Genomic DNA, 25182 nt, shown 5'->3' on the forward strand with positions numbered 1-25182 from the left:
CTAACCACCTCCACCRCTCTCCGGGCTGCTGTTCGCCCTGCTGTCGCTGGCCAACCGGGTCAGCGTGCGCGGGATCGACCCAATCCAGGCGGCGCTGTGCCAGAACCTGACGATCATCGCCTGCCTGCTGCCGCTGGTGCTCTTCGAGTTGCCCGCGATTCGCGGCATGGACTGGTTGTGGCTGGTGGCGCTGGGCGTCCTCTGCACCGGTGTCGCCCACAGCCTGTTCGTCGCCAGCCTGCGACTGATCAAGGCACGCACGGCGGCGGTGATCTTTGCCCTGGAGCCGGTCTACGGCATCGCCTTCGCCGCCGTGCTGTTCGGCGAGGAGCCGAGTCTGCGGATGCTGGCGGGTGGCACGCTGATCATCTTCGCGACCTTCCTCAGCGCACGTGGCTCGCATTAACGACCTGCAGGAGCGAACTTGCTCGCTCTGCACTTGCCGGGTAGTGAATACGCTGAAAAGGAAGGCTGCCCCGCAGCGCGCGTATATCGAACCTTGCCCCGGGGAGGGACTGCCAAGGATTCATCGCACGACAGCCTGCGAGGCGGCCTGTTCGGTGTGGTGCCTGTGGATAAGGCGCCGAGATTGGGTGAACCTTTCCACGACGCCGGAGGGGGCGAGGCAGCTTCAGCTCTGGGCGCAATGATCGCGCGTCTGCCCTGCCTGGAACGTCAGCACTGGGTAAAGAGTGGGTAAAAGGTCCGATACACGGGCTATCAAGCCTGTTGCAGCAACCACCGGCAGTAACGCTGCACCCCTTCCTCCACGCCCATCATCGGCGCGCGGTAGCCCGCCTCGCGGAGGAAGGCGATATCGGCGCAGGTGTAGCACTGGTACTTGCCGCGCAACTCATCCGGGAACTCGGTGTACTCCAGCAGTCCATCGCGGATCGCTGCGTCCAGGGTCAGCGGCTGCAGGTCCTGCTGTTCGCGCAGGGTGTTGATCACCGCCAGCGCCACGTCGTTGAACGGCTGGGCACGGCCGCTGCCGAGGTTGAAGATGCCGCTGCGCTCGGGATTGTCGAGGAAATGCAGGTTGACCCTGGCCACATCCTCCACCGAGACGAAATCGCGCAGGTGGCCGCCGGCCGGGTAGTCGCCGTACTCGCCGAACAGCTTCACCTTGCCGGTCTCGCGGAACTGGTTGAAGCAGTGGAAGGCCACCGAGGCCATGCGCCCCTTGTGCTGCTCGCGCGGGCCGTAGACGTTGAAGTAGCGGAAGCCGGCCACCTGGGTGCGCGCCGTGGGCAGCACCTTGCGCACGCGCTGGTCGAAGAGGAACTTCGAGTAGCCGTAGACGTTCAGCGGCCGCTCGCAGGAGCGCGTCTCGCGGAACTCCTGGCCGCCGCCATAGACCGCCGCCGACGAGGCATAGAGGAACGGCACGCCCAGGGACAGGCTGGCGTCCAGCAACTCGCAGCTGTAGCGGTAGTTGTTGTCCATCATGTAGCGCCCGTCGCGCTCCATGGTGCTGGAGCAGGCACCCTGGTGCAGCAGCGCACGCACCACGCCGAAGCGTCCGCGAGCGTAGCGCGCTATGAAATCGCCCTTGTCGAGGTAGTCGCTGATGTCGCAGTCGGCGAGGTTGGCGAACTTGTCACCCTCGGTCAGATCATCGACCGCGATGATGTCGGTCTCGCCGCGCTGGTTCAGCGCCTTGACGAGATTGCTGCCGATGAAGCCGGCGGCGCCAGTGACAATGATGCTCATGAGGGCACCTCCTGTGGAGAATGGGTGCCCTCAGACTAAGAGTGGTACGCGCGTACCCCGTTGATATGAAGCAAGGAAGTTAGCCAGCTATCGAATGGTTCCGCCGACCGGTACCGCGACGCTTCAGGAGCGATCGTTATGGCCCAGGTCGCGCTGCGGATCGATGCGGTCGCGCACGCGCTGCTTGAGCACCTTGGCCTCGGGGAAACCACCGTCGACCTTGCGCTCCCAGATCTGCTCGGCGTCGCAGGTGATGTGGAAGACCCCGCCCGTGCCCGGCACCAGGCTGACCTTGCCCAGGTCGTCGCCAAAGGTGCTCAGCAGTTCCTGGGCCAGCCAGGCGGCGCGCAACAGCCACTGGCACTGGGTGCAATAGGTGATGACGATTTCGGCTTTGGCTTCGGACATGAATCAGACTCTGCAGTAGGACGCGAACCTATAATACCGCTCTGAAATGCCCTACCGGACTCTTCTCTTCATGCGCCGACTGCTGTTCGCCCTCCTCCTGCTCCTTCCTCTCGGCGCCCTGGCGGCGAACACTCCGCCGAAGATCGGCCTGGTCCTCTCCGGCGGCGCAGCGCGCGGCCTGGCGCACATCGGCGTGCTGAAGGCGCTGGACGAACAGGGCATCCACGTCGACGCCATCGCCGGCACCAGCATGGGCGCAGTGATCGGCGGCCTGTATGCAGCGGGCTACACGCCCAAGGAGCTGGAACAACTGGCCCTGGGGCTGGACTGGAAGGAAGCGCTGTCCGACTCGCCGCCGCGGGTCGACGTGCCCTTCCGCCGCAAACAGGACGACCGCGACTTCCTGGTGAAGCAGAAGCTCAGCTTCCGCGACGACGGCACCCTCGGCCTGCCGCTGGGGGCCATCCAGGGGCAGAACCTGTCGATGCTGCTGGAAAGCCTGCTGGTGCACACCAGCGATACCCGCGACTTCGATCAGCTGGCGATTCCCTTCCGCGCAGTGGCCACCGATATCTCCACCGGCGAGAAAGTGGTGTTCAGCAAGGGCCACCTGCCCCAGGCGATCCGCGCCAGCATGTCGATCCCGGCGGTGTTCGCGCCGGTGGAGGTCAACGGCAAGCTGCTGGTGGACGGCGGCATGGTCGACAACATCCCGGTGGACGTGGCCCGGCAGATGGGCGTCGACGTGGTCATCGTGGTCGACATCGGCAACCCGCTGCTGGATCGCAAGCAGTTGGCCACCGTGGTGGACATGCTCAACCAGTCCATCACCCTGATGACCCGCAAGAACTCCGAAGCACAGCTGGCCACCCTGAAATCCAGCGACATCCTGGTGCAGCCGCCGCTCAGTGGCTACAGCTCAACCGACTTTGGCCGCGTGCCGCAGCTGATCGACGCCGGCTACCGCGCCACCAGCATCCTCGCCCCGCGCCTGGCAGCGCTGCGCAAACCCGCCGACGCCCAGGCAGTGGCACTGAACGAGGCGCGCACACCGGGCGAGCGCCAGCCGGTGATCGACCGCATCGAGGTGGAGAACAACTCCAAGGTCAGCGACGACGTCATCCTCCATTACATTCGCCAACCGCTGGGCGAGCACCTGGACCTGGAACGCCTGCAGCGCGACATGAGCACCCTCTACGGCCTGGATTACTTCGACCAGGTCCAGTACCGGGTCGTGCACCGCAAGGATGGCAACGCGCTGGTGATCCACGCCTATGGCAAGCGCAGCGGCACCGACTACCTGCGCCTGGGCCTGAACCTCTCTGACGACCTACGCGGCGACAGCACCTTCAACGTCGGCGGCAGCTACCGCATGAACGGTATCAACCGCCTCGGCGCGGAATGGCTGACGCGCCTGCAGATCGGCGACCAGCAGGAGCTCTATAGCGAGTTCTACCAGCCGCTGGACGTGGGCTCGCGCTACTTCGTCGCGCCCTACCTGTTCAACGAGGCGCAGAACGTCGAGGCCACCGACAACGACGACCCCATCGCCGAGTACCGCCTGGAGCGCTATGGCTATGGCCTGAACCTCGGCCGGCAGATCGCCAACAACGGCGAGATCCGCCTCGGCGTGGCCCAGGCCTTCGGCAAGGCCGACGTACGCGTGGGCGAGCAGGACCTGCCGGACTTCCACTTCACCGAAGGCTACGCCGAGCTCAAATACTCCTTCGACACCATGGACAACGTCGACTTCCCCCGTGAAGGCGAGAACATCCAGACCTCCTTCCGCGAACACACGCCGTCCCTGGGCGACGACGACCGCTACCGGCAATGGGATTTGCGCCTGGACAAGGCGCTGAGCAGCGGCCCCAACACCTGGGTGCTGGGCGGCGGCTACGGCCGCACCATCGATGACGCCGAGGTGGTGGTGTCGAGCTTCCTGCTCGGCGGCGCGCGGCAACTTTCCGGTTATCGCCAGGACGCATTGGCCGGGCAGAACTACAGCCTCGGACGGGTCATCTACTACCGGCGCATGACCGAGCGATCGTTCCTGCCGCTGGACTTCCCCTTCTACCTGGGCGGCAGCCTGGAGCGAGGCAGGGTGTGGAACAACGACAACAGCTACGACACCGGCTACGTCAACGCCGGCAGCATTCTCATGGGCTTCGAGACACCGCTGGGGCCGCTGTCCTTCAGCTACGGCCTGAACGATGCCAGCGAGCACGCGGTGTACATCAACCTGGGCCGTAACTTCTGAGCCGCTCTTGTAGGAGCGAGCTTGCTCGCTCCTACAAGAGCCTTCGCGCCCGATCCTCGGGAGGTGAGCAATGTCGGCCTCTCGCAAATGAAAACGCCCGGCAAGTGCCGGGCTTCTTCATTCAGACAGCGGATCAGGCAATCAGCGCCAGCAGCTCGCGCGCTTCGGCCTTGGCCTTGGAGTCGCCGCTGGCGATCACCTGCTTGAGGATGCCGTAGGCTTCTTCCAGGTTGCCCTGGTCGATGCATTTGCGCGCACGGTCGAGGCTGGCCAGCAGCTCGTCATGCTCGTGGCCGATGTCGTCGGGCAGGTCGAAGGTCAGGTCGTCCTCCACCTGGGCCTTGCTGCCATGACCGAACATCTCGCCGTGCTCGCCCAGATCCAGCTCGGTGATTTCCGGCAGTTCATGCAGGTTGCTGCGGAAGTCCGATGGCACTTCCTGGGTGGCCTTGGAAGCAGCCTTGCCCTGCTTGGGCGACTCGAAGGGGTTGTCGAGCTTGTCCCAGTCCAGGTCCAGGTCCAGCGACAGGTCACTGAGGTTCATGGCGAAGTCCGGCTGGTCCTGCGCCGCCTTGGGCTGCTCCACGGGGGCAGCCACCGGTTCGCCCAGCTCGAGATCGTCCCAATCGGTCAGCGTCTCCCCGGTGGGCGCCTGGAGGGTGTCTTCCGGGCGGATCAGCATCGCCGGGTAACGCGACTTGAGCTGGTCGATCTGTTTCTGGTCGCCGCCGACAGCCAGCAGGGCGTGCTCTTCCTCATGGAAGCCCGCCACGTCACCCAGCTCGGCCAGCACCAGCAGCAGCTTCATGCGCAACTCGCGGCGGTTCGGCTCGGCATTGACGGCCTTGCGCAGCATGTCGCGGGCCTGGTTGAAGCGGCCGTAAGCGATATAGATGTCCGCACCTTCCAGGCTGTCCGCGCTGGCGGCCGGCAGCCGGGCGACGCCCGGTTCCGGAGTGGCGATCACCACCGGATGCGGAACCGGTACCGGGGCCACGACGGCAGCAGCCAGCGGTTTGGCCGGCGGAAGCGGTCTGACTGGCTCGGCAGCCGCCTGCAGGGGCGGCATCTCGACCGGTTTTTCCTCGCGCTTGCGGCGGGCGAACAGCAGGCCGACCAACAGTGCGCCGAGAGCACCAGCGCCCAGCCATGGCCAGTAGTTGAAACCGCTGTCCTGCGCGTCCTGCACCGGAGTCGCCGGCTGGGCAACGCTCGCAGCCGGGGCATCCTGCTGCGCCGACGCCACCGCATTGGGGGCAGCGGGAATGGCATTGGTTGGCGCACTGGCCGCGGGAGCATCGGCTGCCGGGGCATTACCCGAGGCAGCTTCGCCCTGGCGGCGATCCAGCTCGGCCTGCAGCGTTTGCACCTGCTGGTCGCGGCTCTGCAACGCCTGCTGCAGGGACTCCAGCTGCTTCTGCATGTCGTCCATGCGCTGGTTCAACTGGTCGCGCTGGGCGTTGGCCAGGAGCAGGTCGGCCTCGACCTTGGCGGCGTCGGCTCCACCGGCCGGCGCGGCGGTGTTGCCCGGTGCCTGGGTCGGGGCAACGGCTGCGGGCGCGGCAGGCGTGGATGCTTCTGTTGAAGCGGCCTGCGGAGCGGGCGCGGCAGTATTACCGGCGAGCTGCTGGCCCTGCGGCAGGATCAGCGTCTGGCCGACCTTCAGTCGATGCGGATCGCCATTGACGAAGGCCTGCGGATTCAGCGCGACGATGCTGTCCATCAGTTGCGAGCGCGAAACGCCAGTGCCGCTCAGGCGCGAACTGATCTTCCACAAAGTGTCATTGCGCACCGTGGTGTAGCGGCCGTCGCCAGCCGGCAACGACGGTTGCGCCGGAGCCCTGCGTACAGGTTCCGTGCGATAGCCGGAAGCCCGCGAAGGCGCCGGCACGCTGGTCGCCAGATTGGCGGCCAGGCTGCGGTTGGCGCTGTACTCCGGCGGATCGATCAGCACGGTGTATTCGCGCAGCAGGCGACCGTTGGGGCGCTCCACGGCGATCAGGAAATTCAGGTAAGGCTCGTGTACCGGCTGCGTGGACACCACCTTGATGTAGCCACGGCCGTTGCGAATCACCGGGGTGAAGCGCAGGTTCTGCAGGAACACGAAGCGGTCGACCCCGGCATTCTCGTAGTCCGCGGGGCTGGCGAGCTTGGCCACCAGTTCGTCGGACGTCATGTCGCCGGTCTGCAGCAGAGCGATCTCGGCATCCAGCGGCTGGTTCAGGCCGGAATGCAACGTGATTTCCCCGAGACCGAGGGCATTCGCGTGAGCGGATACAAAAACCGACAGTGCGGCCAGCGTCAGCGGAATTCTCTTTATTCGAGCCATAACCCCATCCCATTGTCCGGGTCTGCACGCCATTCCCTGACCACTCGAAAGCAGCAGGCTGAACCTGTCCTCACACCTGAAGCCATGCCGGACTGCAGACCGTCACGCACTACCCACTGTACCTTGCAGAGTACAGGCCGTCTGATATCACGGATTAGGTGGTGCGCTGGATTTGGTCAAGATAAATCGTCGAAAAACCGGCGAATGGTTGGGGAGTGGATAGCGAATGGCCAGCGGCCCCACAAAGGACCGCCAGAAAAATGGCTACTTTACCTGAATAACGTGATGAATTGCTCAGTTCCGCTCAAGATTGCCGAGAATCCGACTGAGCGTTTTCTGGCACAGGGCGATTTCATCTTCGGTAATGCCCGCCAGCACTTCGTTGCGAACCGCGGCGGCGATATTCTCGATGTCGGTGATCAGCACGTCTGCCTTGGGGGTCAGGGCGATACGCTTGGCGCGACGGTCCTCGGCCACGGCTTGCCGCCGGACCAGACCTTGGGCTTCGAGGCCGTCCAGCAGCCTGGCCAGCGTCGGACCTTCGACCCCGACCGATTGCGCGAGCTCGCGCTGCGTGGGGGCGGCCGAGTGGCGCGCCAGGTGCAGCAGCACCAGCCAGCGCGCCTGGGAAAGTCCGAGATGACTGAGACGGCGGTCGAGTTCAGCCCGCCATGCACGCGAAGCCTGGGCCAATTGGGTACCGAAGTAGTGCTTATCGTTATCTGACATTGCGTCGGGCTTTCTACTGAGAGAATCGAGGATGAGTCGGCTAAGTTGATTTGACTAATTATTAGCCAGCTAATCAAGCCCGTACAATGACAGATTGTCGCAGGGTGTGACCTCGGGCCTCACCATTTCGCATATTGGTCTTCGACGAAGCCCCACAGATTGTCGATACGCACCTCGGCCTGCCCTGCCGGTTTCAGCACGCCACTGAAGCGCCCGAAGATCTGCTTGAAGTTGCTCGCCAGCACGCCGAGGTTCAGGCGTTCCTGGTGCAGGCCGTGGGCTTCGAATCGCAACTCGACCTGGCCGTCATAGGAACGGATGGTCCAGGGCTGCAGCGGATAATCGCGGTCGAACTCGAAACGCACCGTATCGACCTTCACCAATTGGCCGTCGAGCCAGTAGCAGTTCTCGGTGAAGCTGGTCTCGTTGACCCCGCAGGACAGATTCAGGCCGACACGCCGCCCCTGCGCCTCGCCGGACAGGCACGCCCAGTTCCAGAACGTCTCGCGGCGCATGTAGCCGGCGGACCAGTCGTGGTGGGCGTAGGCATCCAGCTCCCGCAGGTCGTAGTCGCCCAGCGCGCTACGCACCTCGCCATGGCAATGCACGCCGGCCACCTTGCGGGCGTAGACCCAGCCGTTGACCGCCGTCGGCGTGCAGATACTCATGGGTTCGAACGCTGGCTGCTCCTCGCTGAAACGGGCGTCGATGCGGGTACCGTCGTCCAGTTCCACCAGGAGGCGCTTTTCCAGGGGCGAGGAACCATTCTCCAGGCGCAGCAGGTTGCGCCCCTGGCGCAGTTCACAGACACCGTCGTTGGGCGTCTGCGAGAAATTTGAGCCCTTGCCCAGCGGGCACTTGAACTGGCGCTCGATCATCCGCCCGCTCTCGGGGTGGTAGAGGTAGACGAAACCGATGGACAGCAGGCTGAGGTCCGCCAGCGCGCAGCCGCCGATCAGCGTCGGGCTGATCAGGCCGAAGTACTGGAACTGGTGGAAGCTGCGCCACTTGCTCAACGCGCCGAGGCGGCGCCCCATGGGCGAGCGGAAGTCAAAGTCGCGGTGATTGATGGTCGCCGGGGTGCCGGGGAAGATGCCGTAGTGCGGTTGGCCGTTGGGCTGGATCAGCTGCTGCATGGGCGCGGGCTCGGAGGCAAGGTGCGGCGAATCCTAGCACCGCGCCTGGGCACGCCGCAGTCACGCACGGCGCCAGCTCGGGGGACGGAATGGGCCATCAGGCGACAACCTGGTTGCGCCCGAACGCCTTGGCCTCGTAGAGCGCACGGTCGGCGTGCTCGTAGATGCTGCGCAGCGGATGCCCTGTCTCCGGCCAGAGGCAGGAGACGCCGATGGACAGCGTCACCTCATCCGCCGTCAGCGATCCTTCGTGGACGATGCCCAGGCCCTGCACCGCTCCGCGCAACACCTCGGCACGCTCCCTCGCCTCCCGCTCGCTGGCGCCATAGAGCAGCACGGCGAATTCCTCGCCGCCCAGGCGCACAGCCATGTCCAGCGGGCGCCGGGCGCTGGCCATGAGCACCTCGCCGATACGCTGCAACACACCATCGCCGGCCTGGTGGCCGTAGCGGTCGTTGTAGGCCTTGAAGTGGTCGACATCGCAGAGCAGCAGTGCCAGCCCCACGCTCTCGCGCTGCGCCTGGCGCCACAGGCGCTCGAGCTGGCGATTGAAACTGCGGCGGTTGTGCAGGCCGGTCAGGGCATCGTGCTCGGCCATGACCTTGAGCAGGCGGCTGATCAGGAAATGCTGGCGGGACTTGTAGTCCAGCAGGTAGCAGCCCACCGCGCCGACCAGGTTGCCGAACAGCAGGAAGACCACGTTGCTGATCAGCTTGGGCAACGGCAGTCCCGCATACAACTCGAAGCCCACGTAGGCCAGCAGGATCACGGAAGCGCTGCCCACCGCCTCGGCGAAGCGCAGGCCGATCAGAAAGTAGGCGGCCATGCTGACCAGCAACAGGCCTTCGTAGGGATAACTCTGGTCCACTGTGTGGGCGATGCCGGCGACTGCCGCCGCGCCGATGCCGACGCTGAGGATGCAGGCCAGGCTCAGCGGCACCAGCAGGTGGATATGGCGACGCTGCAGGATCAACCCGCCGCAGACGGTCAGCAGCACCAGCACGCCGATGCGCACGGCAAGCATCTGCCAGTGTTCGGGACCACGGATGAGGAGGAAATCGATGGCCGCCAGCGCCAGCCAGATCAGCACGCCGATGGTCAGCGCGGTGCGCTTGAGGTCGAAGCTGTCTTCGAGCAGGTAATGACGGTACTGGGTCTCGAGGTCGGGCTCGAAACGCAGGCGGCGAAAGCCCCGGGAGAGCTGTTCGGCATAGGCATTGGAGCGGACGTCGTCCAGCCAGCTTTGTTGTTGTGGCACGCTCACCTCTTCTCGTGGAGGTCTAAGTGCCACCATAGCTGTTCGGGACGTGCGTCACAAGTTTGTCGTTTTGCCCCGTCACGAAACTGACGGATCAGTGCAATCACCAGCGATCGTCACGGGAGTTCCGGTAGCGGTAGCGGTCGTGGTCGTGGTCGTGGTCGTAGTAGGAGCCATTGCAATAGCGGCGCTCGGAGCGATTGTGATGCTTGCGGCAGTCTCGATCATCGTCGTCATCGTCCTTGGACATGATGACCAGCCCTGCTACCAGCGCGACCGCCGCAACGCCGATCAAGGCGTTCTTGCCACCTTCGGTCAGACCGCCACCACTGGCACATCCGCTGAGTTGCCCGACGACCAGCAGCCCCGCCACTACCCGCACCCAGCTCGCCATCTGTCACTCCGAAAGTGTTCCGTACTGACAGATAGGACTGGTGGAAAAAGGCGCCGTTGCTGGCACATTGATATTTCATCTGTAACGCCGTATTTCGGCGCGATCAGACTTCCAGCTCGGCCTGCAGGGCGGCGCGCACGCAATGCAGAACGCCCAGCGGGACGCGGCCCTCGAACAGCTCGGCGATCGCTGTCACCGGCGGCAGCTCACCGTCCTCGTCGAGGAAGGCGTCCTGGATTTCACCGAGCAGTTCCTCGGGCAGGTCCAGCGCCTGTTCCAGGCCCAGCTGCTGCTTGCCGATGGCCTCGGCCAGCAGGCTATAGACGTTCTTCTCGCTGCAATCGAGCTGGCGGGCGATCTGCGCCGGGGTCATGCCGGCGCGGGCCAGGGTGACCAGTTCGTGGCTGAGGTCGGCCACCGGTGCCGGGGTGGCGGGCGCCGCCTCGGACTCGGTGAGCACGTCGAGGAAGGCCTGACCGTAGCGCTCCAGCTTGCGCGCGCCGACGCCACTGACCTGAGCCATGGCGGTGAGCGTGGTCGGCTGGCTGCGCAGCATCTCCAGCAGCGTCGCATCGGGGAAGATGACGTAGGGCGGCACCGAGTGCTCCTGCGCCAGCTTGCGCCGCAGGGTGCGCAGGGCTTCCCACATCTCGCGCTCTTCCTGGCGCACCAGCTGGCTGGCCGAACTGGCCCCGCCAGAAGAGGACGACTTGTTGCGCTGCGGCTTCGGATCACGGCGCAGGGCCAGCGTCTCTTCGCCGCGCAGCAACGGACGGCAGGCCTCGGTCAGGCGCAGGCCATTGAAGCCGTCGACGTCCACATCGGCGAAGCCACGGGCGACCAGTTGGCGGAACAGCGTGCGCCATTCGTCCTCGGCGCGGGATTTGCCGATGCCGAATACCGCCAGGTGCTGGTGGCCGACGCTGCGCACCTTCTCGGTGTCCTTGCCCAACAGCACGTCCACCAGATGACCGACGCCATAGCGCTGGCCGCTGCGGTAGATGGCAGACAACGCCTGGCGCGCGGGCTCGGTGGCGTCCCAGGTCTCCACGCCATCGACGCAGATGTCGCAATGGCCGCAGGGGTTGGGCATCACCTCGTCGAAATAGGCCAGCAACGCCTGGCGGCGGCAGCGGGTTTCCTCGCACAGCGCCAGCATGGCTTCGAGCTTGTGCCGCTCGACGCGCTTGTGGCGCTCGTCGCCCTCGGAGTTCTGCATCATCTGCCGCAGCAGCAAGACGTCCTGCAGGCCGTAGGCCATCCAGGCATCGGCGGGCAGGCCGTCACGGCCGGCGCGGCCGGTTTCCTGATAATACGCCTCGAGGCTTTTCGGCAGGTCCAGGTGCGCGACGAAGCGCACGTTGGGTTTGTCGATGCCCATGCCGAAGGCGATGGTGGCGACCATGATCAGCCCTTCCTCGTTGAGGAAGCGCTTCTGGTGATAGGCGCGCAGGTCGTTGGACAGCCCGGCGTGGTAAGGCAGCGCCGGGAAGCCCTGGGCGGAGAGGAACTCGGCGACCTCCTCGACCTTCTTGCGCGACATGCAGTAGACGATGCCGGCATCGCCCCGGCGCTCGGCGAGGAAGCCCAGCAACTGCTTGCGCGGCTGCTCCTTGGGCACGATGCGGTAGAAGATGTTCGGCCGGTCGAAGCTGGAGAGGAACTGCTCGGCGTCCTGCAGGTGCAGGCGCTGGATCATCTCCTCGCGGGTGCGCATGTCCGCCGTGGCGGTCAGGGCAATGCGCGGCACGTGCGGGAACAGCTCGGCGAGCTGGCCCAACTGCAGGTATTCGGGACGGAAGTCATGGCCCCACTGCGACACGCAGTGCGCCTCGTCGATGGCGAACAGGCCGATCTCCAGGCGTTGCAGGAAGTCCAGCATGCGCGGCTGCACCAGGCGCTCGGGCGCCAGATAAAGCAGCTTGATTTCGCCACGCTGAAGGCGAGCGGCGATTTCGCGCTGGGCCTCGGGGCTCAGCGAGGAGTTCAGCGCCGCCACCGGCACGCCCAGTTCATCGAGTGTGGCGACCTGGTCTTCCATCAGCGCGATCAGCGGCGAGACCACCACCGTCAGGCCGTCGCGCAGCAGCGCCGGGACCTGGAAGCACAGCGACTTGCCGCCGCCGGTGGGCATCAGCACCAGGGCATCGCCGCCGCTGGCCACGCGCTCGATGATCCGCGCCTGATTGCCGCGGAAGGCGTCGTAACCGAAAACGTCTTTGAGGATGCGCAGTGCCTGATCGAGCATGGGGGACTCCGAATGAAGCCGCGCATTATACGCAAGCCGTCCGCCCACGGCCGGCACCTTGTCCGGGAAACTGCGGAAAAATCCGTCACATGCGTCCGAACCCCGCGTCGGCTCAGGCTGCACGGGCATTTGGCTTTTGCCGCGGGCCCCCGGAAGGACTACAATTCGGGACCGATCACCTCCGAGGTAGTACCCGATGTCCTTCGCCGACCAATTGTCCCGCCTGCAAGCCTTTCTCGATGCCGATGACCTGCACGAGGAAGCCTTGGACTACGTGGCGGCACACGGCTACCTGACCGCCCTGGCGATCTGCCCGGAGGAAGTGCCGGAGCGCGAGTGGATCGACGCCCTGTTTGCCGAGCCGCCGCACTACCGCAGTGAGGAAGAGCGCAACGAAATCGAATCGACCCTGGCCCAGCTCAAGGCGCACATCATCCGCCAGATGGCCGGTGACGAAGAGCTGGAGCTGCCCTGCGAACCCTACCTGGGCGACGAGCCGGACGACTCCGACATCCGCGGCTGGTGCATCGGCTTCATGGAAGGCGTGTTCCTGCGTGAAGCGGTGTGGTTCGAGCAGGCCGAGGAAGAAGTCAGCGAGCTGCTGCTGCCGATCATGGTCGGTTCCGGCCTGTTCGACGAACAACCCGAGTTCGACGAGATCGCCAGCGACCGCGGACTGGTGGATGACATGGTCGCGCAGATTCCCGAACTGCTGACCAACCTGTTCCTGCTGTGCCAGGCCCCGGAAGAGAAACCGGCCCTGCTCAAGCCCCGCACCCACTGATCCACTGCCGGAGCCGCGCAACGCGGCTCCGGATTCGCTACGCGTACGTCGATGCCACGAGAAATCCGCCAAAGCCGTCACGCCTGGGTTCGCTACTGCCTGCTGGGCATCGGCTGGCTCAGCGTGGCACTGGGCGTGATCGGCATCTTCCTGCCGGTACTGCCCACCACGCCCTTCCTGCTGCTCGCCGCCGCCTGCTTCATGCGCAGCTCCCAGCGCTTCTATGACTGGCTGGTGAATCACCCGAAACTCGGCCCGTGGATTCGCGACTACCTCGACGGCGAAGGCATCCCGCTCAAGGGCAAGGTCTACGCCATCGGCCTGATGTGGTGCAGCATCCTCATTTCAGGGTTCATCGTGCAGCGCCCCTGGGCCTGGGCGTTCATGCTGACCAGTGCGACGCTGGTGAGCATCTACCTGATTCGGACGAAGACGCGGCGCCTGGATTGAGTCCGCTGCGGGCTCGAAAACCCTCTCCCCAGCCCTCTCCCGGAAGGGAGAGGGCTATTGCCCGAGCACTGAAGCCTTCAGACTGGCACCACTTCGCCCGTCACATCCTGCTGATCATCCTGCGCCGGCCCGACTGGCCCCACCCCATCCACCGTAAAGCCGAAGGTATTCACCCCGCCCTCGCTGCGCACGAACACCGAGCCGCCGTGCATGCTCGCCACCGCCTTGACGATGGACAACCCCAGCCCATGGTTGCTCTGGCTGTTGGCGCGAGCCATGTCGGCGCGATAGAAGCGCTCGAACAGCCGCGCGCGTTGCTCGGCGGTGATCGGCTCGCCAGGGTTGCTGACTTCCACCAGCGCGGCGCCGCGCTCGACGCTCAGGCGTACGTCGATGCGCCCGCCCGGTGCGGTGTGCTGGGCGGCGTTGTAGAGCAGGTTGGTCACCGCGCGCTGGAAAAGCGCGCGCTCGACGCAGGCCCGCGCATCGCCGCGCAGATTCACCTGCACGCCCTGTTCGTCGAAGATCACCTCGAGGAAGTCCAGCGTCGTCGCCACCTCGGCCGCCAGTGAGGTTTCCACCCTTTCGGCAGCCAGCCCGCCCTGGTCGACACGGGCGAGGAACAGCATGTCGTTGACGATGGCACGCAGGCGCTCCAGCTCCTCCAGGTTGGACTGCAGCACCTCCTCGTAATCCTGTGCGCTGCGCTCGCGGGACAACGCGACCTGGCTCTGGCCGATCAGGTTGGCCAACGGCGTGCGCAGTTCGTGGGCGACGTCGGCGTTGAACGACTCCAGACGCAGATAAGCCTGCTCCAGCCGGTCCAGTGCTTCGTTGAAGGCACCGGCCAGCGCCGACAGCTCCGCCGGCAAACCGGCCAGGCGCAACCGCTGTGACAGCTGGCGGGGGCTGATCTGCCTCGCTTCGGCAGACAGTTCGTGCAGCGGCCGCAAACCGACGCGGGCAATCCAGTGGCCGCACAAGGTCGCCAGCGCGATCCCCAGCGCGGAGAGCACGAACAGCGTCACCAGCGTCGCCTCGCGGGCGTGCTTGAATGCCACGCTGTCGATCGCCGCCAGCAGCACCAGCGCCGGTCGTCCATCGCTGGCCGGCAGGCGGCCGACACGGGCGGAGAGCGGTGCGTCGTGTTCGGGCAGCTCAAGCTCGGCATAGCCGTTCCCGGTGCCGAGCATCCGGTTGACCGTCTCGTTGGGTTTGCCGTAGCGGAAGCGCGCGTCGTCGCTGTCGATCCAGAAGCGGATCAACTGGTACTCCTGGCTCAGGGTGTTGAGCTTGAGCTGCATGTGCGGCCAGCGCTCGGCGAGGTCGGGCTTGTCGAGCATGCGCGCGACCATGTTGAAACGGGTGTCCAGCTCCGAGCGTTGCAGGCGCTCGATCTGCGCATCGAGCACGCAATAGATGGCCGAACCGATGAGCAGGAAGATGCCCAGTGCGGCGACGGCGAACATGCCGGCCAGGCGCGTCGACAGCGACAGGCCTTTCACGCTTCGCGCTCCTGCACGGTGCGGCTCTCCAGCACATAGCCCATGCCGCGGATGGTGTGCAGTAGCTTGGTGTCGAACGGCCCGTCGAGCTTGGCGCGCAGGCGCTTGATGGCGACCTCGACGACATTGGTATCGGTGTCGAAATTGATGTCCCAGACCAGCTCGGCGATGGCCGTCTTGGAGAGGATTTCGCCGCTGCGCTGGGCCAGCACGCACAGCAGCGAGTATTCCTTGGCGGTCAGTTCCAGGCGCGTGCCGCCGCGCTGCACGCGGCGGCTGACCAGATCGATGGCCAGGTCGGCGATGCGCATCTGCGTGGCGCTTTCCAGGTGCGCGCCACGGCGGGTCAGCGCTTGCAGGCGCGCCACCAGTTCGAGGAAGGAGAACGGCTTGATCAGGTAGTCGTCGGCGCCCTCGCGCAGGCCGCGCACGCGGTCTTCCACACGCTCGCGGGCGGTGAGCATGATCACCGGCGTCTGCCGCTGTTCGCGCAACGCGCGCAGTACGCCGTAGCCGTCGATACCGGGGAGCATCACGTCGAGCACGATGACGTCGTATTCGCCGTTGAGCGCCAGGTGCCGGCCGTCGATGCCGTTGGCCGCGACGTCCACGGTGAAGCCCTGCTCGCTCAGGCCGCGCTGCAGGTAATCGGCGGTCTTGCTCTCGTCTTCAACAATCAGTACGCGCATGCCGGCCCTCCGTTCGCCGCGTCCAGCCATGCTACCCAGCCGCGCTTCATGCCGCACCTCCGGCAATTACCTGCGCAGGCTGCGGGCGGTGGAAGACACGGTCCAGCGCCAGGTACACCACCGGGGTGCTGAACAGGGTCAGCGCCTGGCTGAAGATCAGCCCGCCCACCACCGCCACGCCCAGCGGCTGGCGCAGTTCCGAGCCGGTGCCGAAGCCGATCATCAGCGGGATCGCGCCGAGCAGCGCGGCCAGCGTGGTCATCATGATCGGCCGGAAGCGCGCCAGGCACGCCTCGCGGATCGCATCGTAAGGCGACAGCCCGCGCTGGCGTTGCGCAGCCAGGGCGAAGTCGACCATCAGGATGCCGTTCTTCTTGACGATGCCGATTAGCAGCACCAGGCCGATCAGCGCCATCACCGAGAACTCCAGGCCCCAACCCCAGAGCAGGAACACCGCGCCGATGCCTGCCGAAGGCAGGGTGGAAAGAATCGTCAGCGGGTGCACGAAGCTCTCGTAGAGCACGCCGAGGATCACGTAGACCGCGAACAACGCCGCGAGGATCAGCAGCGGCTGGCTCGCCAGCGAGCTCTGGAAGGCCGCCGCCGCGCCCTGGAACTCGCCGCTGATGCTGGACGGCATGCCGATCTCCTGCTGCACGCGCTGGACGAGACTCACGGCATCGCCCAGGGCCACGCCCGGCGACAGGTTGAAGGACAGGGTCACCGCCGGGAACATGCCGTTGTGGTTGATCTGCAGTGGCCCGGACTTGTCCGGCACGACCCGCGCCAGCGCCGCCAGCGGGACCATCTCGCCAGTCAGCGGCGAGCGCAGGTGGAACCACGCCAGGCTGTCAGCGCGACCACGCTGCCGGGAATCCAGTTCGAGAATGACCTTGTACTGGTTGACCTCGGTCTGGAACTCACCCACCTGGCGCTGGCCGAAGGCATCGTAGAGCGTCTGGCTGACATCCTCGGCGGACAGTCCGAAACGCGCCGCCGCCACTCGGTCGATCTGCAGCGAGGTCACGCTGGCGCCCATCTGCAGGTCGTTGGACACGTCCTGCAGGCCGCCCTCCTCCTTCAGCCGCTGGGTCAGCCGATCCGCCCAGAGTGCCAGTGCCGCGCTGTCGTTACTGCGCAGGGCGTACTGGTACTGGGTGCGCACCGGGCCGGTGGCAAGGTTGATGTCCTGGGCCGAGCGCAGGTAGAGAACGATACCCGGCACCTTGGCCAGCTTGGGCCGGATGCGGTTGATGAACTCGTCCACCGATACGTCGCGGTCGCCGCGGTCCTTGAGCACGATCCAGAAGCGCCCGTTCGACAGGCTCTGGCTGCCGCCGGTGATGCCGATGGCGTGGTTGTAGCTCTGCACGGCAGGGTCGGCGGCGATGATATCCGCCAGTTGCTTGTGCTTCTCGGCCATGTCGGCATAGGAGATATCCTCGGCGGCCTGGGTGGTACCGAAGATGAAGGCGGTATCCTGGGAAGGGAAGAAGCCCTTGGGAATCCCGACATAACCGGCCACCGCAATGGCCACGCAGACCACGAAGCCGGCGAGCACGGTGCGCTGGTGCTTGAGCGACCAGTCCAGCCCCTTCGCGTAGCGCGCCAGCAGCCACTCCGATATCCCGCCGTGATCGTGCCCATGCTTCGGCGCGCCCATGAAGCGCGAGGCGAGCATCGGCGCCACGGTCAGCGAGGCCAGCACGGAAATCAGGATGGCGGCCGTGACGCTCACTGCGAACTCACGGAACAGCCGACCGACGATGCCGCCCATGAACAGTAGCGGGATAAATGCGGCGATCAGCGAGAAGCTGATCGAGACCACGGTGAAGCTGATCTCCGAGGCGCCGGCCAGCGCCGCCTCGACCCGGTCCTTGCCCTGCTCCAGGTGGCGGTGGATGTTTTCCACCACGACGATGGCATCGTCGACGATGAAGCCCACCGCGATGATCAACGCCACCAGCGTCAGGTTGTTCAACGTGAAGCCCAGCAGATACATCGCCGCGAAACTCGCGCTGAGCGACACCCCCAGGACAGTCGCGACGATGAGGGTCGCCGACAGCTGGCGCAGGAACAGCCCCATCACCAGCACCACCAGCCCCATGGTCAGCAGCAGGGTCAGTTCGACTTCGTGCAGCGAGGCACGAATGGTGCGGGTGCGGTCGTTGAGCACTTCCACCTCGACGCCCGCCGGCAGCATCTCGCGCAGGCGTGGCAACTCGGCCTGGATGGCATCGGAGGTCTCGACGATGTTCGCGCCGGGCTGGCGCAGGATCACCAGCGCAACGCCCGGCCGGCCATCCGGCCAGGCCTGCACGTAGTCGTCTTCCGGCGCCTTCACCACCTTCGCCAGGTCGCGCAGGAACACCGGCGCGCCCGCTCGGTAAGCGACGACGAGATCGCCGTATTCGTCGGGGCTGAACAACTGGTCGTTGGCCGCCAGGGTGGACACGCGGCCGTCGCCGAACAGCGCGCCCTTGGCCAGGTTGATGCTCGCCGACTGCAGCGACTGGCGCAGGTCAGCCAGGGTCAGGCGGTACGCCGCGAGCTTCTCCGGCTGAGCCTGGATGCGGATCGCCGGGCGCTGCTGGCCGACCACGAAGATCTGCCCCACCCCGGCAATCTGGCTGAGCTGGCGCGACAGCAGCACTTCGGCCAGGTCGCTCAGCTCTATCAGCGGCATCAGCTCGGAGTTCACCCGCACGATCATGATCGGGCTGTCCGCCGGATTGATCTTGCGCCAGGTCGGCAGGTTCGGCATGTCTGCCGGCAGCCGGCCGGCGGCGGCGTTGATCGCGGCGGTGACCTCCTGGGCGGCGACGTCGATGTTCTTGTCCAGGTCGAACTGCAGGGTCAGGGTGGTCGAGCCCAGGGCGCTGGTGGAAAGCATCTGGGTGATGCCGGGAATGGCGCTGAACTGCACTTCCAGCGGGGTCGCTACCGACGACGCCATGGTCTCCGGACTGCCGCCGGGCAGCAGGGCCTGGACCTGGATGGTCGGGAAATCCACCTGCGGCAACGGCGCGACGCCAAGCCGGAAGAACGCCAGCAGCCCGAGCAGCAGCGAGGCGATGGTCAGCAGGCAGGTGGCGATGGGGTGGCGCACGCACCAGCCGGACATGCCGGCGCGCACGCTCATGGCTCGCTCCGGCGGGCCAGGGCCTGCACGTCGCCCTGCACCTCCACGCGTGCACCGGGTGTCAGGCGGGAATGGCCATCGAGCACCACTTCATCGTCCACCGCCAGGCCCTCGACTATGGTGCGCCCGTCCACTTCCGCGACGATGCGCACCGGCACCTTCTGCGCCTTGCCGTCCTCGATGCGGAATACGAAGGCACCGTCCAGGCCACGGCGCACGGCGCGGCTGTCCAGCACCAGGCCGTTGTGCAGCACGCCGGACTGCAGGTCGATGGCAACGAACTGCCCCGGCCAGAGCTGGCCGTCCTTGTTGTCGAAAACCGCACGGACACGGATGGTGCCGGTGCTGGCGGCCACCTGGTTGTCGATGCTGCGCAGGTGGCCCTCGCCGAGCAACTGGCCGCCGTCGCGGCTGCGCGCCACGACCGGGGAATCGCTGCTCATCAGCGGTTGCAACTTGGGCAGGCTTTCCTGCGGCAGGGCGAAGACCACCGAGATCGGCGACATCTGCGTGACGGTGAACAGGCCGCTGCTGTCGTTGGTGCGCAGCAGGTTGCCGACATCCACGTTGCGAATGCCGACGCGGCCGGCAACCGGAGAGGTAATCCGGGTGTAGGACAGGCGCACGCGCTCGGCGTCGATGGTGGCGTCGTTGCCGCGCAGGGTGGCACGCAGGCGAGCGGCTTCGGCCTCGCTCTGCTCCACCGTCTGCCGGGAAATCGAGCCGCGCTGGATCAGCGTCTGGTAGCGGGCCAGGTCCTGCTCGACGATGCGCAGCTGCGCCTGGTTGCTCTGCTTGGTCGCCTCGGCCTGCTCCAGCGCAGCCTTGATCGCGCGGTCGTCGATGGTCGCCAGCAGCTCGCCCTGCTTGACCATCTGCCCCTCTTCGACGAGCAACGCGGTGAGCTGGCCTTCCACTTGCGGGCGGACCAGCACGCTGGCCAGCGAGGTAACGGTGCCGACGCCGTCGAGGTTCTGCGCCAGGTCCTCGCGGGCCACTCGCGCCAGGGTTACCGGTATGCCGGCTGGCTGGGCTGCGGCCTGCGGCGCCTCGTGCCGGCCGGCAAAGCCCCAGATGCCTGCTCCCAGCGCCGTCACCCCCAGCAACCCTGCCGCCAGCCAAACCCGCCGTTGCCCCTGCATCCCGCTCTCCTGCGTCTGGATCGGCCACAGCGGCCGCATCCTGGGGTTATAAGCCAGCAGCCCGGACCGGACGCTGACCCTTAAATGACAATCCTGTCAGTTTCGTCTTCAAGCCCCGTACAACGGGGCTTTGCGCCTAATGGCGATAGGCCGGCGCAAGTTCTCGAAGAGCGCCTAGACTCCACACATCCCACATGGAGCGCTGGCGATGCAGCCACCCCGAGGAGCCCTCTGGCTGTTCGCCAGCCCGCTGCGTCTGCGGGCCGGCGTGCTGCTGCTCGCGCTCCTCGCGCTGAGCGCCGGCGCCGCCTGGAACTTCGACACCATCCTGAAGAACGCCGAGCAGCGCTACGGCAACCTCGGCACCGCCAAGACCCGCATCGAATCCTGGGGCCGCCTGATCGCCGACAGCGAGAATCTCGACGAGATGGCCAAGCTCAAGGCCGTCAACGCCTTCTTCAATGGCGCGCTGGTGTTCACCGACGACCGCACCGTCTGGCACCAGGAGGACTACTGGGCCACCCCGGTGGAATCGCTCTACAAGGGCGCCGGCGACTGCGAGGACTACTCCATCGCCAAGTTCGTCACCCTGCGCCGCCTCGGGGTCGCCAGCGACAAGCTGCGCATCACCTACGTCAAGGCGCTGCAGCAGAACCAGGCGCACATGGTGCTCACCTACTACGCCTCCCCCACTGCCGAACCGCTGGTGCTGGACAACCTGATCCCGCAGATCAAGCCCGCCTCCCAGCGCAAGGACCTCCTGCCCGTTTACGCCTTCAACGCCGAGGGGCTGTGGCTGCCCGGCCCCGGCGGCGGCAAGCGCACCGGCGACAGCAAGAAGCTGTCGCGCTGGCAGGACCTGTTGACCAAGATGCGCGCCGAGGGCCTGGACCTCGACGAGACGCGATAGGAGAACCCGGCATGTCATTGCTCAAGCAACTGTTCCTGGCGATCTGCCTGTTCCTCGTGGTGGCCTTCGCCGGCAGCTTCGCCGCCAGCCTGGAAAGCTCCCGCGAGCAACTGATCGGCCAGTTGCGCTCCCATGCCCAGGATGCGGCCACCGCGCTGGGCCTGTCGCTCACCCCGCACGTGGACGACCCGGCGATGATCGAGCTGATGGTCAGCTCGATCTTCGACTCCGGCTACTTCGCCACCATCCGCGTGGTGAGCATTCCCGAGGGCAAGGTCATCGTCGAGCGCGACAGCGACACGCAGAACCAACAGGTGCCGGCTTGGTTCGCCAAGCTGGTCAACCTCAAGGCCCAGGGCGGCGACGCGCTGATCATGCGCGGCTGGGAACAGGCCGCGCGGGTCGAGGTGGTCAGCCATCCGCAGTTCGCCCTGGCCAAGCTGTGGGACGGTGCGCTGGGCAGCCTCGCCTGGCTGCTGGCCTGCGGGCTGGTCAGCGCCATCCTTGGCGGCTGGCTGCTGCGCACCCAATTGAAGCCTCTGGACCAGATGGTGCAGCAAGCCCACGCCATCACCCGCCGCGAATTCCTCACCCTGCCCAGGGAACCGCGCACCCCGGAGCTGCGGCGCGTGGTACAGGCGATGAACCAGATGGTCGACAAGCTCAAGGCCCTGTTCGCCGAAGAAGCCAGCCGCAGCGAGAAACTGCGCGAGGAGGCCTACCAGGACAGCCTTTCCGGCCTGGCCAACCGTCGCCTGTTCGACGCGCGGCTGGATGCGCAGCTCTCGCCCAGCGAGCAGAACGCCGCCGGCTACCTGCTGCTGCTGCGCCTGAACGACCTGGCCGGGCTCAACCAGCGCCTCGGCGGACAGCGCACCGACGCGCTGATCCGCGACGTCGCCGAGTTGCTGGAACGTGAGCGCGAGCAGCACGGCACGCCGGACTGGCTGGCCGCGCGCAGTCGCGGCGGCGAATTCACCCTGCTGGCGCCCGGCCTGGACAGCGCCAGTGCAGAGCATCTGGCGGACGAACTCAGTGCCGCCCTGGAAAACCTGCGCGGCACGGGCGCCAGCGATTGCACGCCGGTGGCGCATCTGGGCCTGGCGGCCTTCCGACCGGGCGAGCCCTCCGCTGGCGTGCTGTCGCGCGCCGACCAGGCACTGGCCCAGGCACAGGCCACTCCGGACCGCACCTGGCAACGCCTGGACAGCTCCGGCAGCCAGCCCGCCCAGGACTCCCGTGCCTGGCGCGACTGGCTCGACGACGCCCTGCAGAAGGGCAAGCTGCAGCTGTGGTTCCAGCCCGTGCGCGCCTGCGTCGAGAATGGCGAGTTGCTGCACCAGAAAGTCCTCGCGCGGCTGCTCGATCCCAAGGGCGAGGCCGTGGCCGCCGGGCAATTCCTGCCCTGGATCGAGCGCTTCGGCTGGTCGGCGCGTTTCGACCTGGCGATGCTCGAACACGCCCTCGCCCACCTCGCCCAGCAACCGGCACCGTTGGCCCTGTCGCTCTCGGCGGAAACCGTGCGCAGCGCCGAGCCCCTGCGCCAGCTCTTCGAAATCCTGCGTGCCCACCCGCAGGAAGCGCAGCTGATGACGCTGGAAGTGGACGAACGCTACCTGCCGCCGCCGGCCGAGCTGGAGAAGCTCGCCCAGTCGGTCCAGGAAGTCGGCGCCAAGCTCGGCCTGCAGCACTTCGGCGGGCGCTTCAGCCTGATCGGCAACCTCACCCGCCTGGGTCTCGCGTATCTGAAGATCGACGGCAGCTACATCCGTGCCATCGACCAGGACAACGACAAGCGCCTGTTCATCGAGGCCATGTACCGAGCTTCCAACAGCATCGACCTGCCGCTGATCGCGGAGATGGTCGAGACCGAGGGCGAGCTGCAGGTGCTGCGGGAGATGGGGATTGCCGGGGCGATGGGGCGACTCATTGGCGCGCCGAAGCCGTCGCAGAAGAACACCTTGTAGGAACGAGCTTGCTCGCGAACAGAGCCCGCTGCGGAGTCAGTTCGCGAGCAAGCTCGCTCCTACGAAGAGCTCGCAATCCCTGTCTCAGGCTCTGACACTTCAAAGACTTCCAGAAAAACAGCCGAGCACTCCGAACCGCCCCGTTCAGGAGGCCTCGTTGAAGCGGAGTTTCAGGGGTTGAGCGACATGGATGTCGCGAGAGCCACGATGGGCCAGGGATGGCCCGTCGTGGCGTGCCCCTGAAACTTCGATTCGACGAGGGAATTTTTCGCCCAAGCGAAAAACCGGATGTCCGGGGCAAGACCTTTGCCCACTTTGGATGGGGCGGCCATCCGTCGTTTGCCAAAGTGGGTCGCCCGAGGGGGCGAAACGAGAAGTCGCAGCGCACGCTGAAGCGGCGCTGGAAACCTCAAAGCTAGGCAGACACATCGCGGACAAAGCCCGCGCCTACACAAGGGCAAACGCCGGAGCAGGCCTTGAAGGCCGCATTCGCGAGCAAGCTCGCTCCTACACCAAACGTCAGTCCTTCTTGCCCTTCTTCGCGCTTCCGTAAGCCGCCTCCAGCGCATCATTGATCGTCTTGAGCACCTTCACCCGCGCATAACGCTTGTCGTTGGCCTCGATCAGCGTCCAGGGCGCAATCTCGGTGCTGGTACGATCGACCATATCCCCCACCGCATCCACGTACTGGTCCCACTTGTCGCGGTTGCGCCAGTCCTCCTCGGTGATCTTGAAGCGCTTGAAGGGAATCGACTCGCGCTCCTTGAAGCGCTCCAACTGGGTCTGCTGGTCGATGGAGAGCCAGAACTTCACCAGCACGATGCCGTAGTTCGTCAGTTGCTCCTCGAAGTCGTTGATCTCCGCATAGGCGCGCAACCAGTCAGCGTCGGAGGCGAAGCCCTCGACCCGCTCCACCAGGACCCGGCCATACCAGGAGCGGTCGAAGATGGTGAACTGCCGCCGCCCCGGAATGTGCCGCCAGAAACGCCACAGATAGGGCTGCGCACGCTCCTCCTCGGTGGGCGCGGCGATCGGCACGATGCGGTACTGGCGTGGGTCCAGCGCATCAGTCACGCGGCGGATGGCGCCGCCCTTGCCGGCGGCGTCGTTGCCTTCGAACACGGCGATCAGCGAATGGCTGCGGAAACGCTTGTCGCGCATCAGCGTGGCCAGGCGCGCCTGCTGCTTGGCCAGGTGCTCCTTGTACTGGTCCTTGTCCAGCGACAGGCTCAGGTCAAGCGCATCCAGCAGCCCCTTGTTGTCCAGGCTGGAGACCAGTGGCGCCGCATGGGGCTGCGGGGTCGGGCGGTCCTTTCGCTTGAGTGCGGCCTGCAGGCTCTCGAGGATGGTGCGGCCCACCGTCAGGCTGCGGTAGCGCTCATCGGAACCCTCCACCACGTACCAGGGCGCGTAGTCGCGGCTGGTGCGGCGCAGCACGCGCTCGCCGTAACGCACGAACTTGTCATAGACCTCGCTCTGCTTCCAGTCGATCTCGGAGAGCTGCCAACTACGCGTCGGGTCGTTCTCCAGTGTCTTGAGCCGCTCCTTGAGCTGCTTCTTGGAGAGGTGGAACCAGAACTTGAAGATCAACGCGCCCTCGTCGGAATACATCCGCTCGAAACGCTCGGCATCGTTGATCAGGCCATCGAGCTGGCTGTCCTTGATCTCGCCGGTGACCCGCGCGTAGAGCATCTGGCTGTACCAGTTGCCGAAGAAGATGCCGGTCGTGCCCTTGGGCGGCAGACGGCGCCAGAAACGCCATTGCGGCGGCCGCGAGAGTTCCTCGTCGGTGGGCTGGAGGAAGCTTTCCACCCGGATCAGGCGCGGATCCATCCACTCGTTGAGCAGCTTCACCGTTTCGCCCTTGCCGGCGCCCTCGATGCCGTTGATCAGAATGATCACCGGGAAGCGCGCCTGCTGCTTGAGCTCGTACTGCGCCTCGAGCAGGGCTTCGCGCAGCACCGCGACCTCCTTCTCGTAGGTTTCCTTGTCGATGGAATGACCGATCTCGGCGGATTCGAACATGCACCTCTCCTTGTCTCGAAGTGAGTAAAAGGTAGCGGAAGTGACGCAGCCTGTCCTCGGAACGGATCAGCTAAACTGCCGCCTTCGTTTCACTGC

At 65.9% G+C, this 25182-nt stretch carries 18 protein-coding genes and 1 pseudogene; 6 read left to right on the top strand and 13 right to left on the bottom strand.

Annotated features, from left to right (window positions below; translation table 11 throughout):
- Positions 1 to 16 precede the first annotated feature (16 nt).
- A pseudogene (locus tag A9513_RS25505) lies at positions 17 to 406 on the top strand (DMT family transporter); the annotation flags it as partial.
- A gap of 314 nt (positions 407 to 720) precedes the next feature.
- Here the strand turns inward: A9513_RS25505 and rfaD are convergent.
- Both rfaD and A9513_RS25515 read right to left on the bottom strand, forming a co-directional pair.
- Positions 721 to 1713 carry an ADP-glyceromanno-heptose 6-epimerase gene (rfaD, locus tag A9513_RS25510; protein ID WP_024766133.1) on the bottom strand — a complete coding sequence of 331 codons (993 nt, stop codon included), beginning with the start codon at positions 1711 to 1713 and terminating at the stop codon, positions 721 to 723.
- A gap of 123 nt (positions 1714 to 1836) precedes the next feature.
- Positions 1837 to 2121 (bottom strand): SelT/SelW/SelH family protein, encoded by a 285-nt coding sequence (locus A9513_RS25515; protein WP_024766134.1) that lies wholly within the window; start codon positions 2119 to 2121, stop codon positions 1837 to 1839.
- Positions 2122 to 2191: 70 nt separating this feature from the next.
- Between A9513_RS25515 and A9513_RS25520 the strand changes: the two genes are divergently transcribed.
- A complete protein-coding gene (locus A9513_RS25520; protein WP_065085945.1) occupies positions 2192 to 4378 on the top strand; it encodes a patatin-like phospholipase family protein in 2187 nt (728 codons plus the stop codon).
- 133 nt (positions 4379 to 4511) lie between these two features.
- Here the strand turns inward: A9513_RS25520 and A9513_RS25525 are convergent, their stop codons facing one another.
- The 6 genes from A9513_RS25525 to recQ all read right to left on the bottom strand — a co-directional run bounded on the left by A9513_RS25525 (position 4512) and on the right by recQ (position 12472).
- Positions 4512 to 6707 (bottom strand): FimV/HubP family polar landmark protein, encoded by a 2196-nt coding sequence (locus A9513_RS25525; protein ID WP_065085946.1) that lies wholly within the window; start codon positions 6705 to 6707, stop codon positions 4512 to 4514.
- A 294-nt stretch (positions 6708 to 7001) separates the two neighbouring features.
- Positions 7002 to 7436 carry a transcriptional regulator SlyA gene (gene slyA, locus A9513_RS25530; RefSeq protein WP_024766137.1) on the bottom strand — a complete coding sequence of 145 codons (435 nt, stop codon included), beginning with the start codon at positions 7434 to 7436 and terminating at the stop codon, positions 7002 to 7004.
- A gap of 119 nt (positions 7437 to 7555) precedes the next feature.
- Entirely contained in the window at positions 7556 to 8572 is a 1017-nt protein-coding gene (locus A9513_RS25535; protein WP_065085947.1) for a DUF2804 domain-containing protein, read from the bottom strand.
- Between the two features lie 97 nt (positions 8573 to 8669).
- A complete protein-coding gene (locus A9513_RS25540) occupies positions 8670 to 9866 on the bottom strand; it encodes a diguanylate cyclase (RefSeq protein WP_065085948.1) in 1197 nt (398 codons plus the stop codon).
- Positions 9867 to 9933: 67 nt separating this feature from the next.
- On the bottom strand, positions 9934 to 10224 hold the full coding sequence (locus A9513_RS25545) for a hypothetical protein (protein WP_065085949.1): 291 nt from the start codon (positions 10222 to 10224) through the stop codon (positions 9934 to 9936).
- 103 nt (positions 10225 to 10327) lie between these two features.
- Positions 10328 to 12472 (bottom strand): DNA helicase RecQ, encoded by a 2145-nt coding sequence (gene recQ / locus A9513_RS25550; RefSeq protein ID WP_024766141.1) that lies wholly within the window; start codon positions 12470 to 12472, stop codon positions 10328 to 10330.
- A gap of 196 nt (positions 12473 to 12668) precedes the next feature.
- On the opposite strand from recQ, the gene A9513_RS25555 reads away from it, so the two are divergent.
- Both A9513_RS25555 and A9513_RS25560 read left to right on the top strand, forming a co-directional pair.
- Positions 12669 to 13256, top strand: a complete 588-nt coding sequence (locus tag A9513_RS25555) for a YecA family protein (RefSeq protein WP_065085950.1) — start codon at positions 12669 to 12671, stop codon at positions 13254 to 13256.
- A 51-nt stretch (positions 13257 to 13307) separates the two neighbouring features.
- A complete protein-coding gene (locus tag A9513_RS25560; RefSeq protein WP_024766143.1) occupies positions 13308 to 13706 on the top strand; it encodes a YbaN family protein in 399 nt (132 codons plus the stop codon).
- 77 nt (positions 13707 to 13783) lie between these two features.
- Here A9513_RS25560 and A9513_RS25565 read toward each other — a convergent pair whose 3' ends face one another.
- From A9513_RS25565 to A9513_RS25580, 4 genes are read right to left on the bottom strand one after another with little or no spacing between them, the layout of a single operon-like run.
- Positions 13784 to 15211 (bottom strand): heavy metal sensor histidine kinase, encoded by a 1428-nt coding sequence (locus A9513_RS25565; RefSeq protein ID WP_083196222.1) that lies wholly within the window; start codon positions 15209 to 15211, stop codon positions 13784 to 13786.
- Positions 15208 to 15900, bottom strand: a complete 693-nt coding sequence (locus tag A9513_RS25570; protein WP_024766145.1) for a heavy metal response regulator transcription factor — start codon at positions 15898 to 15900, stop codon at positions 15208 to 15210. The genes A9513_RS25565 and A9513_RS25570 overlap by 4 nt, the downstream gene beginning before the upstream one ends.
- A 46-nt stretch (positions 15901 to 15946) precedes the next feature.
- Positions 15947 to 19042: a multidrug efflux RND transporter permease subunit gene (locus A9513_RS25575; RefSeq protein WP_065085951.1), complete on the bottom strand. Its 3096-nt coding sequence runs from the start codon at positions 19040 to 19042 to the stop codon at positions 15947 to 15949.
- Positions 19039 to 20184, bottom strand: coding sequence for an efflux RND transporter periplasmic adaptor subunit (locus tag A9513_RS25580; protein WP_065085952.1), 1146 nt, complete (start codon positions 20182 to 20184; stop codon positions 19039 to 19041). Before A9513_RS25580 ends, A9513_RS25575 begins: the two co-directional genes overlap by 4 nt.
- Before the next feature lie 208 nt (positions 20185 to 20392).
- Here A9513_RS25580 and lapG point away from each other — a divergent pair, with 208 nt between their 5' ends.
- Both lapG and lapD read left to right on the top strand, forming a co-directional pair.
- Positions 20393 to 21094: a cysteine protease LapG gene (gene lapG / locus A9513_RS25585; protein ID WP_045210266.1), complete on the top strand. Its 702-nt coding sequence runs from the start codon at positions 20393 to 20395 to the stop codon at positions 21092 to 21094.
- 11 nt (positions 21095 to 21105) lie between these two features.
- Positions 21106 to 23061 (top strand): cyclic di-GMP receptor LapD, encoded by a 1956-nt coding sequence (gene lapD / locus A9513_RS25590; RefSeq protein WP_065085953.1) that lies wholly within the window; start codon positions 21106 to 21108, stop codon positions 23059 to 23061.
- Between the two features lie 519 nt (positions 23062 to 23580).
- On the opposite strand, the gene pap is transcribed toward lapD, so the two are convergent.
- On the bottom strand, positions 23581 to 25086 hold the full coding sequence (gene pap, locus A9513_RS25595) for a polyphosphate:AMP phosphotransferase (protein ID WP_024766150.1): 1506 nt from the start codon (positions 25084 to 25086) through the stop codon (positions 23581 to 23583).
- Positions 25087 to 25182 lie beyond the last annotated feature (96 nt).

Source organism: Pseudomonas sp. AU12215 (genome assembly GCF_001675465.2).
In the GTDB taxonomy this organism is placed as follows: Bacteria; Pseudomonadota; Gammaproteobacteria; order Pseudomonadales; family Pseudomonadaceae; genus Pseudomonas; species Pseudomonas nitroreducens.

Bases quoted from the DNA above. Each gene is read 5' to 3' on its own strand.
- rfaD (WP_024766133.1), bottom strand. From the start codon at position 1,713: ATGAGCATCATTGTCACTGGCGCCGCCGGCTTCATCGGCAGCAATCTC.
- A9513_RS25515 (WP_024766134.1), bottom strand. From the start codon at position 2,121: ATGTCCGAAGCCAAAGCCGAAATCGTCATCACCTATTGCACCCAGTGC.
- A9513_RS25520 (WP_065085945.1), top strand. From the start codon at position 2,192: ATGCGCCGACTGCTGTTCGCCCTCCTCCTGCTCCTTCCTCTCGGCGCC.
- A9513_RS25525 (WP_065085946.1), bottom strand. From the start codon at position 6,707: ATGGCTCGAATAAAGAGAATTCCGCTGACGCTGGCCGCACTGTCGGTT.
- slyA (WP_024766137.1), bottom strand. From the start codon at position 7,436: ATGTCAGATAACGATAAGCACTACTTCGGTACCCAATTGGCCCAGGCT.
- A9513_RS25535 (WP_065085947.1), bottom strand. From the start codon at position 8,572: ATGCAGCAGCTGATCCAGCCCAACGGCCAACCGCACTACGGCATCTTC.
- A9513_RS25540 (WP_065085948.1), bottom strand. From the start codon at position 9,866: ATGGTGGCACTTAGACCTCCACGAGAAGAGGTGAGCGTGCCACAACAA.
- A9513_RS25545 (WP_065085949.1), bottom strand. From the start codon at position 10,224: ATGGCGAGCTGGGTGCGGGTAGTGGCGGGGCTGCTGGTCGTCGGGCAA.
- recQ (WP_024766141.1), bottom strand. From the start codon at position 12,472: ATGCTCGATCAGGCACTGCGCATCCTCAAAGACGTTTTCGGTTACGAC.
- A9513_RS25555 (WP_065085950.1), top strand. From the start codon at position 12,669: ATGTCCTTCGCCGACCAATTGTCCCGCCTGCAAGCCTTTCTCGATGCC.
- A9513_RS25560 (WP_024766143.1), top strand. From the start codon at position 13,308: ATGCCACGAGAAATCCGCCAAAGCCGTCACGCCTGGGTTCGCTACTGC.
- A9513_RS25570 (WP_024766145.1), bottom strand. From the start codon at position 15,900: ATGCGCGTACTGATTGTTGAAGACGAGAGCAAGACCGCCGATTACCTG.
- A9513_RS25575 (WP_065085951.1), bottom strand. From the start codon at position 19,042: ATGAGCGTGCGCGCCGGCATGTCCGGCTGGTGCGTGCGCCACCCCATC.
- A9513_RS25580 (WP_065085952.1), bottom strand. From the start codon at position 20,184: ATGCAGGGGCAACGGCGGGTTTGGCTGGCGGCAGGGTTGCTGGGGGTG.
- lapG (WP_045210266.1), top strand. From the start codon at position 20,393: ATGCAGCCACCCCGAGGAGCCCTCTGGCTGTTCGCCAGCCCGCTGCGT.
- lapD (WP_065085953.1), top strand. From the start codon at position 21,106: ATGTCATTGCTCAAGCAACTGTTCCTGGCGATCTGCCTGTTCCTCGTG.
- pap (WP_024766150.1), bottom strand. From the start codon at position 25,086: ATGTTCGAATCCGCCGAGATCGGTCATTCCATCGACAAGGAAACCTAC.